This is a genomic window from Dactylosporangium sp. NPDC005572 (genome assembly GCF_040605515.1).
In the GTDB taxonomy this organism is placed as follows: domain Bacteria; phylum Actinomycetota; class Actinomycetes; order Mycobacteriales; family Micromonosporaceae; genus Dactylosporangium.
In genome coordinates this window covers 1-11,734 of record NZ_JBEXCY010000142.1, presented here as the reverse complement: position 1 = coordinate 11,734, position 11,734 = coordinate 1, and the positions used below count along the sequence as shown (strand labels likewise).

Below are 11,734 nucleotides of genomic sequence, written 5' to 3'. Positions count from 1 at the left end.
GCTCAGGCCTTCGCCGTCAGCTCGGTGTGCCGGTCCATGAACTTCTCCGACATGTCGGTGTCCCACCAGACGCAGTACAGCTGGAAGTCCGTGTCGCTCTCGTTGATCACGCGGTGCGCCGTGTGCGGCGGGAAGTGCACGATGTCGCCCGCCTTGAACGGCCTGCGCTCGCCCTCGGAGTCCAGGACCGCCTCGCCGCTGAGGGCGATGAAGATCTCGTACTCGTGGTGCGCGTGCGTGCCGGTCGCGCCGCCCGGGGCGACGACGCACCAGGACCCCTCGAACGGGGCGTTGAGCGCCGGCCACGGCACCAGCCGCTGCGCGTCGGCGCCGTTCTCGTGGTTCATGCGTTCCCGGACCAGCGGTCGGATCTCCATGTCCGTCTTCCTTTCGTCAGTGCCGGTCGTCAGTGCCGGTTCCAGTGCCGGTTCCAGTGCCGGTTTCAGTGCCGGTTTTGAGTGGGGTCAGGCCGCCGCGGCGGGGGTCGTGACCGGTGCCGCCGCGAGGGTGTCCAGGTGGTCGCCGGTGAGGACGTCCTGGAGGATGTCGTTGGCCCGGTTCGCCATCACCGACAGCAGCGAGTCGGCGATGCCGTGGGTCTGCTCGTTGACGCCGTGCAGGTAGCACGCCGCCGTGCTGGGCCGGTCGATCACCAGCCGGTAGTCGCGGGTGACGGCGATGTCGGGCAGGCCGATCCGCTCGGCCAGCCGCCGCACCGAACGCGGCATCCGCGCGGAGAACCCGGTGCCGAGCAGCACCAGGTCGGTGCGCAGCTCCCGGACGGCGCCGGTGCGCCAGTCGGTGATCTCCAGGGCGATCTCGTCGCCCTCGTCGCGGGCTGCCGTGATGTCGTGCATCGTGATCATCTGCAGCCGGGACCGGCCGGAGAGGCGGTCCAGGTACACCTGGCGGTAGAGGGAGTCCATCATCCCGGGCGCGACCCCGGCGTAGTTCGTCGGCCGCATCTCGGCGAGGATCTGCGCACGCGCCTCCGGCCGGGCCGCGTGGAACTCGTCGACGAACGAGGGGAAGAACAGCTCGTTGGTGAACTTGCTGGTCTCGTAGGTGTTCAGGCCGACCGAGCGCATCACCATGGTGGGCCGGCACTCCGGCAGGTCGGTCTGCACCGAGTAGAACAGCTCCGCTGCGCTCTGTCCGCCGCCGACCACCACCACCCGGTAGGGCAGGTCCTTGCGCAGGGCGGCGATCCGCGGCTGGTACTCCGTGCTGTGCACCACCCGCTCCCGCTTGAGCCCCCGCAGCACCTCGGGGATCCGGATGTCCCGGCCGGTACCGAGGACCAGGTACCGGCTGGCGATCGTCTGGCCGTCGGCGAGCGTGGTCGTCCAGCCGGTGAGCGTGCCGCCGGTCCAGACCGGGCTGACGTCCACGCTCCGCCGGCCGTACTGCACCTCGACCAGCGCGAGGGACTGCGCCGTCCACCGCAGGTAGTCGGCCACCTCAGCCCGGTAGGGCGTCAGGCTGCCCATGTTCACGAAATGGTGCAGCCGTCCGGTGCTGTGCAGATAGTTGAGGAACGAAAACCGGCTCCGCGGATTCCGCAGGGTCACCAGGTCCTTCAGGAACGAGGTGTTGGAAAGCGCTTCCGGGAACAGCATTCCGGGTTGCCAGCTCACCTCCTGGTTGCGTTCGATGATAAGTGCGTTGCGCGCCAGGTCCGGGGCGAGCTCCTCCAGAGCCACGGCGAGTGCGAGGTTCGAAGGTCCCGCCCCGATCGCCAGTAGCTCGACATCACGATCCGCCATAGAGTGCTCCAACTGTCGTCGGGACGCCGCCGGCTGCCGTCTTGACGTGCACCGGCGCCACACTTCGCTGCCGGCAACTACAACCCGCGGCAGCATTGACCGGAACCCCGCCGGGCGCAGAACAATCAACTCCGCATCGACCAACAATCCCCGGACGCCGCATTCATTGACGCCGTTGCCGGCCACGCCCTTAGCTGATTGGCGACCGCCTCGTCTCCCGATGCCGAGCATTCGGCCATGGCCCGCGCCAGGGGCGGATGACGGGCCTTCTCGCTTGGAGAGGATTGTTTGCCATGCTTGCCGACGCGGATGTCCGCACATTGGATCGAACATTTACCGAGTTCGTGCTCACCGACAGCGTGCGGGATGCGATCGGCGAACTGCTGGTGGCGTCGCCCGATCCGGTCGACGACGTCGACCGCTCACTGGCCTGGTTGCGGGTGGTGTTCTCGGCACTGCCGCTGGACGTGCTGCAGGGCATCCTGGACTTCGGGCGGCACGCCGACACGGCCGGGGTCGCGCTGGTGCGGAACCTGCCGGTCGACCCGCAGCTGCCGCTGACGCCGGTGAACGGCGAGCCGAGCGCGCTGAAGCGGACGTTCGTCGCCGAGGGCGTGCTGCTGGGGCTGAGCCAACTGCTGGGCGAGCCGGTGGGCATCACCACCGAGAAGGCCGGCCGGCTGGTGCACGACGTGGTGCCGGTGTCCACCGGCGCGATGTCGCAGACGAACCAGAGCTCGGCGGCGTTCCTGAACTTCCACAGCGACATCGTCTTCGACGAGTTCGGCCGCTTCGACCTGCCGAACCCCGACTTCCTGGTGCTCAACTGCCTGCGGCAGGACCGCAACGCCGAGGCCGTGACGTACTACGCCGACGCCCGCGACGTGATCCGGCACCTGGCGCCGGACGTGCTGCAGACCCTGCGGACGCCGCTGTTCCGGCTGAACGCGCCCGGCAGCTACGTACGCGACGTGGCCGGCGGCGTCGCCGTGCTGTCCGACCCGATCGCCATCGTCTCCGGCCCGCCGGCGACCCCCGGGATCGTCGTGTCGGCCAACGGCGTGGTCGGGCTGACCGCCGAGGCCGAGGCCGCGCTCGCGCAGCTGCAGCAGACGTGCCGCGCGGTGGCGCACAAGGTGCGGCTGGAGCGCGGGACCGCGCTGCTGATCAACAACCGGAAGGGTCTGCACGCGCGGTCGCAGTTCCTCGCCCGGCACGACGGTCAGGACCGCTGGCTGCAGCGCACGTACCTGCGCCGCAGCCTGTGGGACATCCGGTACCGCAGCACCACGGCCGACCGCCGGGTCCACTGACCCCGGTTGATTGCGGAGGTGTGCCGTGCGGATCGTCGTCGTCGGCGGTGGGGTCATCGGGCTGTTGAGCGCCGTGTACGGCGTGCAGGCCGGCCATCAGGTCCTGGTCGTCGACCAGGCCGCCATCCCGTTCTCAGGCTCCACCTCGTTCGACCGGCACCGGGTCCTGAAGGCGCTGTACCTGGACGACCCGGTGGCGACCGGGGCCGCGGTCCGGGCGCACCATCAGTGGCTGCGCCTGCAGCGCCTGCTGGCGACCAGGATCTACGAGCCGGTGGGCGCGCTGAGCGTGCTGCCGGCCGACGAGCTGTCCCGGGCGCAGCGCATGCTGACCGACGCGGGCTCCGGGGCGCACCTGTTCGGGCCGCTGTCGCTCGCGGCGACCTACCCGCAGGTGCGGTTCCCGGCCGGTTCCAGCGCCGTGCTGGAGGACCTGGCCGGGGTGCTGCTCGCCGACCGGGTGCTCACCGCCGGCGCGGACTGGCTGCGGCAGTCGCCGCTGGCCGAGCTGCTGCCGTACCGGACCGTGGTCCGCGTCGACACCGAGCACCCCGCGGCCGGCCCGGTCGCGGTCGAGCTGGCCGGCGGCGAGGTGCTCGCCGCGGACGCGGTGCTGCTGGCCACCGGCCCGTGGTCGCGGCCGCTGCTGCCGGCGGACCTGGCCGCCGGGCTCGTCCTGTGCCGGCAGAGCATGGTCTACTGCCGGGTGCCGGCGGCGGACGCCGCGGTGTGGTCGGCGACCCCGCCGCTGTCGGCGCTGGGCATGGCGACCGGCGGGTGGCTGGTGCCACCGATCGCGGGCACCCCGCTGAAGCTCAGCGCCGCGAGCGCGGGCCGGGTCGTGCCCGACGTCGGCGACACCACCACGCCCCGGTACTGGCGGGACCACCTGATCGAGCAGTTCACGCCGGTGGTCCGCGGGCTGCGCGCCGACTGGCTGGTCGACGCGCGCGACGCCTACTACCTGATGCGCCGCTCCACCGGCGGGCCGCTGCTCGCGGTGCTCGGCGAGCGGGTCGTGTCCTACGCGGCGTGCGGCGGCTTCTCGTTCAAGTTCGCCCCGCTCATCGCCCGGTCCCTGGTGCAGTACCTGGTCGGCGCCGGCCCGCCGCCGACCGGGTTCGATCCGGCCGTCGCCGGCGTCGTGCGGGTGCCGTCCCACCGTCCTGTGATGTGAGGTGTCATGAAACTGCTCGGGTTGGAAGCCAGCCAGAACGCCAACTACTACCTGTCCCGCTACCAGCAGATCGCCGACCTCGGGGTCGAGCTGTACGTGCTCAACGGCGTCGGCTCCGACGACTTCTGGCCGGCCGAACGCTACCGCCGCGTCGGCAGCACGCACGTCGACGACCTCATCCGCGACGCCAAGGCGTGGCACGCCGAGGAGCACTTCGACGGCATCTTCACCTTCTCCGAGTCCGCGGTCGTCGCCGTGGCGGCCGTGGCGACCGCGCTGGGTCTGCCGGGCATCGGCGTCGACGCGGCGGTCACCAGCCGCAACAAGCTCGTCATGCGGCAGGCGCACGAGCGCGGCGGCGCGGCGCACCCGGACTTCGCCCACGTCACCGACCTCGACGAGGCCCTCGAGGCGGCCCGCACCTTCGGCTACCCGGTGATTCTCAAGCCGACCCTCGGCGCGGCGAGCAACTTCGTGTTCCGCGTCGACGACGAGGAGCAGCTGCGCGAGCGGTACCGGCAGGCCCGCGACGGCATCGACCGGATGTCGTGGTACGAGATGGAGGCCGACGGCCTGGACCTCGGCCCGCACGGCCTGCTCGTCGAGTCGTTCCTGGACGGGCACGAGCACCTCATCGAGGCGCTGGTCTGGGACGACGAGGTGTACCTCGGATCCATTGTGGACCGGGTCACGGTCGAGGGCGACACGTTCGACGACGACGTGCACCACGCCCCGACGGCCCTCACCGCCGAGCAGGTCGCCGACGTGCACGCGCTGGTCCGCGCCGCGGTCCGCGCGCAGGGCCTGCACCGCAGCGTGATGCACGCCGAGGTCCGCTTCCACCAGGGTCGGCCGCACATCCTGGAGATCGCGGTCCGCCCGGGCGGCGGCGGGCTGGACTACATGGCCCGCATCTCCGCCGGCTACGACCCGATCCGGGCGGTCGCCGACGTCGCCGCCGGCGTGCGGCCGGACGTGCACCACTTCCAGCCGACCGAGGTGCACACCGCGGCGATGTGCCTGCTGTGCCCGAGCGGCACCGTCGAGTCGGTGACCGTGCCCGCCGAGGTGACCGACGCCGAGCAGCTGTACTTCCTGAAGATCTCGGCGCGGCCCGGCGACGTCATCCGCCGCCCGCCGGACGGCAACAGCATCGTCGGCGGCATCGGTGCGCGCGGCACGTCCCTGGACGACGCCATGCGGGTCGCGCTCGACCTCGCCGGCAAGATCGACGTCCGCCTGACCGACACCCGCTGACGCATCCACTTCGGGGAGAACCGCATGCGACGCACAGCCACCCCGCGCCACTACCTCATGGTCCGGCCGACGTACTTCGACGTCGAGTACTCGATCAACCCCTGGATGGACCCGAAGAAGCCCACCGCCACCGACCTCGCCATCGCCCAGTGGGAGTGGCTGCGCGACCTGTACCTCGAGCTGGGCCACCGGGTCGAGCAGCTGGAGCCGCGGCCGGGCCTGCTCGACATGGTGTTCGCCGCGAACGGCGCGACCGTGCTCAACGGTCAGGTGCTCGTCGCACGGTTCCGGCACCGGCAGCGCCGCGCCGAGTCGGATGCCTACCTGGACTGGTTCCGCGCGCACGGCTACCGCGACGTGCGGCAGTCCCGCTGGGTCAACGAGGGCGAGGGCGACTACCTGGTGGCCGGCGGCCGGCTGCTGGCCGGCACCGGGTTCCGCACCGACGCCCGCGCACACCTGGAGTCGGCGGAGTTCTTCGGGGTGCCGGTGACCGGGCTGACCCTCGTCGACCCGCGCTACTACCACCTGGACACCGCCCTGTGCGTGCTCGACGCGGAGACGGTCATGTACTACCCGCGGGCCTTCTCCCCCGCCAGCCGCCGGCTGCTGGAGACCCTGTACCCGGACGCGATCACGGCCGGTGACGGCGACGCCGCCGTGTTCGGCCTCAACGCGGTCTCCGACGGCCGGCACGTGGTGCTGCCGCAGGCCGCGACCGGGCTCATCGCGCAGCTGCGGGAACGCGGGTTCGAGCCGATCGGCGCGGACATGTCCGAGCTGCTCAAGGCCGGCGGCAGCGTGAAGTGCTGCACGCTGGAGCTCCGCGGATGACGCCGCCGGCCGGGTGGTGGGTCGGCGACGCCCGGATCACGCCGATCGTGGAGGTCACCGCCGACTGCATCATCCAGGCCGGCATGCGCGATGCCACCCCGGAGCGGATGCTCGGCATCCCGTGGCTGCGGCCGGACTTCGCCACCGACGACGGGCAGATGCGCAGCGTCGTGCAGGCGTTCGTGATCGAGCTCGGCGACACCGTGGTCCTGGTGGACACCGGCGTCGGCAACGGCAAGCCCCGCCCGGGGCTGCCGGCGTGGAGCGGCCTCGACACCGACTTCCTGGACCGGCTCGCCGCGCACGGCGTCCAACCGGACGGCGTCGACGTCGTGGTCTCCACGCACCTGCACTTCGACCACGTCGGCTGGAACACCACGGCGCGGCGGGACACCTGGACCCCGACGTTCACCCGCGCCCGGTACCTGGTCAGCGAAACCGAGTTCGGCTACTGGGCGGGCCGGCCGCACGGCGAGAGCGCCGACGACCACGCCGGCTTCGACGACTCGGTCCGGCCCGTGCTCGACGCCGGGCTGGTCGACCTCGTCGCCGACGACCACAAGGTGCACGACGGCATCCGGCTGGTCCCGACCCCGGGCCACACCCCGGGGCACGTGAGCGTCCTGGTGGAGTCGGCCGGCCGGGAGGCCGTCATCTCCGGCGACGCGATCCACCATCCGTGCCAGATCGCCCACCCGGAGTGGAGCGTCCACGCGGACTTCGACCCGGAGCGGGCCAGGCGCACCCGGGTCGAGCTGCTCGGGCGGTGCGCGGACGCCGGCACGCTGCTGATCGGTTCCCACTTCCCGTCGCCCACCGCGATCCGCGTCGGGCGCGACGGGCCCGGGTTCACCGTGCACCCCGTTGACCTTCCCTGACGTTGTCCTGACCCGACCCGAATGGAGCAGAGCCGTGCTGGAAGTCCACCTGAGCCCGACCGAGTGCGCGCAGATCGAGGCGCTGCTCGCCGAGCTGATCGACACGTACCCGGACGCGAACGACGCCGCGTTCCTGCGCCGCGTGCCCATCTACGCGCAGCGGATGCCCGAACGCCTGCGAGCGGCGGTCGTCGTGGGGATGCGCCAGCAGGAGTCCTCGGGCGCCTGCCGGATCGCCGGCTTCGCGGTCGACGACGACCTCATCGGCGACACCCCGCAGCACTGGGCCGACACCCCGTGGCAGAGCACGGTCCGCGAGGGGTTCTTCTTCATCCTGTGCGCGACGCTGCTCGGCGACGTGTTCTGCTGGTCGAGCCAGCAGGGCGGCCGGCTGGTCAACGAGGTCGTGCCGATCAAGGGCGACGAGGACCGCCAGATCAACTCCGGCAGCACCACCGAGTTGCTGTGGCACACCGAGGACGCGTTCCACCCGTACCGTGCCGACTACATCGGCCTGATGTGCATGCGCAACCCCGACCGTACGGCGACCATGGTCGCCTGCATGGACGAGGTACCGATCGCCGAGGACGTGTCGAAGGTGCTCTTCGAGCAGCGCTTCGTGTTCCGTCCCGACGACGCGCACCTGCCGAGCAACCGGGACCCGAACCTGGTGGTCCCACCGGGCATCGAGGCGGCGCTGGCCCGCAGCTACGCGCGGATCGAGGAGATCTGCCGCAACCCGGAGAAGACCGCGGTGCTGTTCGGCGACCCGGCGGCGCCCTACATCCGGCTGGACTCCGACGCGATCGTCCGGGACCTCGACGACCCCCTCGCGGTGGCGGCGCTGGACGTGTTCATGGCCGAGGTCGACAAGCACCTGCAGGGCGTCGTGCTCGAACCCGGCGACGTCATGTTCGTCGACAACTACCGCGCCGTGCACGGCCGCCAGCCGTTCAGGGCCAACTTCGACGGCCGCGACCGCTGGCTGCGCCGCGTCAACATCACGCGGGACATCCGCAAGTCGCGCGACTCCCGGGCGTCCGCGACCGCGCGGGTCGTGTACTGACCCGACGACGGACCGGATGGCGGGCGACCGCCATCCGGCGCGATACCGCCGCGATAGCGCGCGGTTGGCCGCTTCCAGCACTGTGACAGCACCGGCGCTGCCGCCTCGGGTGCTGGGACCACACCGATCGGAGGAACCGGCATGGCCGGCTTTGACAGCAGGCGATCGCCCCGCGAGGCGCCCGTCACGTCGATCGGCGTCGACCACGTGCGCCTGTCGTACGACTATCTGGACGCCGGGAACATGGACGCCTACGGCTCGCTCCTCGACGACGACGTCCAGGTGCGCCGGCCGGACGGCGCCCAGAGCCGGGGCCGGGTCCAGGTCCAGCGCCTGCACGCCGAGGTCACCGGGCCGCCCGGCAGGCACCTGCTGGACCAGATCATCGCCGAGGGCGACAGCATCGTGGTGACCGGGCGGTTCGTCCGCCCGCCCACGCCCCCGAAGGACCGCCTCGACGTCGAGTTCGTCGACGTGTTCACCCTGTCGGACTACGGGCTGCTGCTCGGCTACCGCCGCTACTACTTCGTCGCACCGAACTGAACCCACCGCTGGAACGGAGAGGCTCGTGGCCATGGACCGTGAGGGTGTCGTCATCGTCGTCGGAAGCGCCAGACAGCAATACCGGCAGTACCTGCTCGACTCGGCCAGCCGGCGGCAGGACCTCTGGCTGCTCGACGGCGCGCCGCCGACGTGGCAGCGGCCGTACGTGCGGGAGACGAGCGTCGTGCCGCTGGTCGACCGGGAGCGGCTCATCCCGAACCAGGAGCTCATGGTGAAGACCGCCCAGGAGATCGCCGCGGACGTCCCGGTCCGCGGCGTGTTCACCTACGACGAGACGCTGGTGGTCACCACCGCGCACATCGCCGAGGCGCTGGGCCTGCCGGGCCTGTCCGTGGACGGGGTCGAGAACTGCCGCAACAAGCACCGCAACCGCCGCGCGCTGACCGCCGCCGGGCTCCCCCAGCCGCGGTTCGCCTACGTCACCACGCTTGCGGACGCGGTCGTCGTCGCGGCCGAGTTCGGCTATCCGGTGGTGGTGAAGCCCCGCGGCTGCGGCGCCAGCATCGGCGTGGTCCGGGCCGCCGACGCGAGCGAGATCGCGGCGGCGTTCGCCGTGGCCGAGGGTGCCAGCCACACCGGCGCGCCGGCGTATGAGGGCGGGGTGCTGGTCGAGGAGTACCTCGAGGGCCCCGAGATCAGCGTCGACGGCGCGCTGCACCGCGGCGAGTACCAGCCGTTCTTCCTCGCCCGCAAGCGCATCGGGGCACCGCCGTACTTCGACGAGATCGGCCACACGGTCAGCGTCGACGACCCGCTCCTGGACGACCCGGAGATCATGCGGGTGCTGACCGAGGCGCACCGCGCGGTCGGGGTCCGCGACGGCATCACGCACACCGAGCTCCGGCTCACCGACCGCGGTCCGGCGATCATCGAGATCAACGCGCGGCTCGGCGGCGACCTCATCCCGTACATCGGCCGGCTCGCCACCGGCATCGACCCCGCGTTCGTGGCCGTCGACCTGGCGACCGGCGTCGGCCCCGACCTGACCCGCACGCACCGCACCGGCACGGTCGGCATCCGGTTCCTCAACCCGCCGGTCGACGGGCGGATCACCGGCATGCGGCTGCCCGAACCCGGTGCCGTGCCCGGCCTCGAGGAGGCCAGTCCGATGGTGGAGCCCGGCACGCTGGTCATGCTGCCCCCGCGGGACTTCCTCGGCCGGTTCGCCTACCTCATCTGCCGGGCCGAGTCGCCGGAGGCGTGCGACGCCGCGCTGGACGCCGCGGCGGCGCTTGTCGAGGTCGACGTCGACCCGATCGACGTGACCGGGGACGCGCGGTGACGACCGGCCCCATGCCGCCGGTGGCGGCGGGCACACTGCTGGTGTTCCTGGCCCAGCTCGCCGCGCTGCTGCTGGTCGCGGTGCTGCTCGGCCGGCTGGCGACCCGCCTGGGCCTGGCCGCCGTCGTGGGTGAGCTGTTCGCCGGCGTGCTGCTCGGCCCCTCCGTGCTCGGGCACGCCGCGCCGCCGGTGGCCGCCTGGCTGTTCCCGCACCAGACCGGCCAGTTCAACATGCTCGACGCGGTCGGCCAGCTCGGCATGCTCCTGCTCGTCGGGGTGGCCGGCATGTACCTGGACGTGGGCCTGCTGCGCCGGCAGGGCCCGCGGGCCGGCGTCGTGAGCCTCACCAGCCTGGTCGTCCCGCTCGGCCTCGGCGTGGCGTGCGGCCTGCTGCTGCCGGCCGCGATCCTGCCGGCGTCGGGCGACCGCACCCTCTTCGCCTCCTTCCTCGGCGTCGCCCTGTGTGTCAGCGCGATCCCGGTGATCGCGAAGATCCTCGCCGACCTGCGGCTGCTGCACCGCGACATCGGCCAGCTGACCCTGACCGCGGCCGGGGTCGACGACGCGGTCGGCTGGCTCCTGCTGTCGATCGTCGCGACCATGGCCACCGCAGGGGTCAGCACCGGCGCGATCGCGCACAGCGTGCTCACCCTCGCCGGCATCCTGCTCGGCACCGTGGTGGTACTGCGCCCGCTGCTGCGGGTCGTCCTGCGCGCCGCCGGCCGGGCCGGCGACCAGGCCACCATGACGGCGGTCATCGCGGCGCTGATACTGCTGTGCGCGACCGTCACCCAGGCGCTGAAGATGGAGGCGGTGCTCGGCGCGTTCCTGTGCGGGATCGCGATCGGTGCCACCAGGAACGTCGACCCGGCCCGGCTGTCCGCGCTGCGCACCGTCGTGCTCGGCGTCCTCGCCCCGATCTTCTTCGCCACCGCCGGCCTGCGGATGGACCTGACGCTGCTCGGTCACCCGATCGTGGCGCTGTCGGCGGTGGCGGTGCTCGCGGTCGCCATCGCCGGCAAGTTCGCCGGCGCGTACGCCGGCGCCACCATGATCCGCCTGGATCGGTGGCACGCGCTGGGGCTCGGCGCCGGGCTCAACGCGCGCGGTGTGGTCCAGATCGTGGTGGCCTCCGTCGGGCTGCGGGTCGGCGCGATCGGCACCGCGGGGTACACCATCATCGTCCTGGTCGCTCTGATCACCTCGGTGATGGCACCGCCGATGCTGCAGTACGCGCTGCGCCGCATCGAGCCGACCCCGGCCGAGCAGGAGCGCGCGGCCCGGCTCGGGCTCGCCGGTGACGAGCCGCCCGTCGCGGTCCCGGTAGGATCGCCGACGTGACGCTGGTGGCCCCGACCCTGGACCGGCTCGCGCACTCCGTCGAGGTCTTCAACGGCTACCGCAACGTGGACCGGACCTGGCACGAGTTCGTCGCGCAGACCGCGCCCGGTCCCGATCTCGCCCGGCCGGAGCACCGCCGGCTGCTGCACCGCTGGCTCAACTCGTGGGGCTGCCGGATCCGCTATCCCCGCGACGGCGAGCCCCCGGGCAGGTGGCCCCGCTCGCCGCGCAGAACAAGGTGCTGTTCATCTCCGGCC

General features: G+C 72.0%; 11 protein-coding genes and 1 pseudogene. 10 read left to right on the top strand and 2 right to left on the bottom strand.

Annotated features, from left to right (window positions below; all coding sequences use genetic code 11):
- Positions 1-2 precede the first annotated feature (2 nt).
- Positions 3-377 carry a cupin domain-containing protein gene (locus ABZS66_RS42790; protein WP_354768232.1) on the bottom strand — a complete coding sequence of 125 codons (375 nt, stop codon included), beginning with the start codon at positions 375-377 and terminating at the stop codon, positions 3-5.
- A gap of 87 nt (positions 378-464) precedes the next feature.
- A complete protein-coding gene (locus ABZS66_RS42785) occupies positions 465-1,766 on the bottom strand; it encodes a SidA/IucD/PvdA family monooxygenase (RefSeq protein ID WP_354768230.1) in 1,302 nt (433 codons plus the stop codon).
- Between the two features lie 293 nt (positions 1,767-2,059).
- On the opposite strand from ABZS66_RS42785, the gene ABZS66_RS42780 reads away from it, so the two are divergent.
- The 10 genes and pseudogenes from ABZS66_RS42780 to ABZS66_RS42735 all read left to right on the top strand — a co-directional run.
- Complete coding sequence (locus tag ABZS66_RS42780; protein WP_354768228.1) at positions 2,060-3,079, top strand: TauD/TfdA family dioxygenase; 1,020 nt, start codon at positions 2,060-2,062, stop codon at positions 3,077-3,079.
- 25 nt (positions 3,080-3,104) lie between these two features.
- Positions 3,105-4,256: an FAD-dependent oxidoreductase gene (locus ABZS66_RS42775; protein WP_354768226.1), complete on the top strand. Its 1,152-nt coding sequence runs from the start codon at positions 3,105-3,107 to the stop codon at positions 4,254-4,256.
- Positions 4,257-4,262: 6 nt separating this feature from the next.
- On the top strand, positions 4,263-5,513 hold the full coding sequence (locus ABZS66_RS42770) for an ATP-grasp domain-containing protein (RefSeq protein WP_354768224.1): 1,251 nt from the start codon (positions 4,263-4,265) through the stop codon (positions 5,511-5,513).
- A 24-nt stretch (positions 5,514-5,537) separates the two neighbouring features.
- Positions 5,538-6,347 (top strand): dimethylargininase, encoded by an 810-nt coding sequence (ddaH, locus tag ABZS66_RS42765; protein ID WP_354768222.1) that lies wholly within the window; start codon positions 5,538-5,540, stop codon positions 6,345-6,347.
- On the top strand, positions 6,344-7,225 hold the full coding sequence (locus tag ABZS66_RS42760) for an MBL fold metallo-hydrolase (protein WP_354768220.1): 882 nt from the start codon (positions 6,344-6,346) through the stop codon (positions 7,223-7,225). Before ddaH ends, ABZS66_RS42760 begins: the two co-directional genes overlap by 4 nt.
- 34 nt (positions 7,226-7,259) lie before the next feature.
- Positions 7,260-8,291, top strand: a complete 1,032-nt coding sequence (gene gntD / locus ABZS66_RS42755; protein WP_354768218.1) for a guanitoxin biosynthesis L-enduracididine beta-hydroxylase GntD — start codon at positions 7,260-7,262, stop codon at positions 8,289-8,291.
- A 141-nt stretch (positions 8,292-8,432) separates the two neighbouring features.
- Positions 8,433-8,834: a nuclear transport factor 2 family protein gene (locus tag ABZS66_RS42750; RefSeq protein WP_354768216.1), complete on the top strand. Its 402-nt coding sequence runs from the start codon at positions 8,433-8,435 to the stop codon at positions 8,832-8,834.
- Positions 8,835-8,865: 31 nt separating this feature from the next.
- The gene (locus tag ABZS66_RS42745) at positions 8,866-10,137 is read left to right on the top strand and encodes an ATP-grasp domain-containing protein (protein WP_354768215.1); all 1,272 of its coding nucleotides are present in this window, start codon (positions 8,866-8,868) and stop codon (positions 10,135-10,137) included.
- Complete coding sequence (locus ABZS66_RS42740) at positions 10,134-11,477, top strand: cation:proton antiporter (protein ID WP_354768213.1); 1,344 nt, start codon at positions 10,134-10,136, stop codon at positions 11,475-11,477. The genes ABZS66_RS42745 and ABZS66_RS42740 overlap by 4 nt, the downstream gene beginning before the upstream one ends.
- A pseudogene (locus ABZS66_RS42735) lies at positions 11,474-11,734 on the top strand (hypothetical protein); the annotation flags it as partial. The gene ABZS66_RS42740 and the pseudogene ABZS66_RS42735, both read left to right, overlap by 4 nt.

Bases quoted from the DNA above. Each gene is read 5' to 3' on its own strand.
- ABZS66_RS42790 (WP_354768232.1), bottom strand. From the start codon at position 377: ATGGAGATCCGACCGCTGGTCCGGGAACGCATGAACCACGAGAACGGC.
- ABZS66_RS42785 (WP_354768230.1), bottom strand. From the start codon at position 1,766: ATGGCGGATCGTGATGTCGAGCTACTGGCGATCGGGGCGGGACCTTCG.
- ABZS66_RS42780 (WP_354768228.1), top strand. From the start codon at position 2,060: ATGCTTGCCGACGCGGATGTCCGCACATTGGATCGAACATTTACCGAG.
- ABZS66_RS42770 (WP_354768224.1), top strand. From the start codon at position 4,263: ATGAAACTGCTCGGGTTGGAAGCCAGCCAGAACGCCAACTACTACCTG.
- ddaH (WP_354768222.1), top strand. From the start codon at position 5,538: ATGCGACGCACAGCCACCCCGCGCCACTACCTCATGGTCCGGCCGACG.
- ABZS66_RS42760 (WP_354768220.1), top strand. From the start codon at position 6,344: ATGACGCCGCCGGCCGGGTGGTGGGTCGGCGACGCCCGGATCACGCCG.
- ABZS66_RS42750 (WP_354768216.1), top strand. From the start codon at position 8,433: ATGGCCGGCTTTGACAGCAGGCGATCGCCCCGCGAGGCGCCCGTCACG.
- ABZS66_RS42745 (WP_354768215.1), top strand. From the start codon at position 8,866: ATGGACCGTGAGGGTGTCGTCATCGTCGTCGGAAGCGCCAGACAGCAA.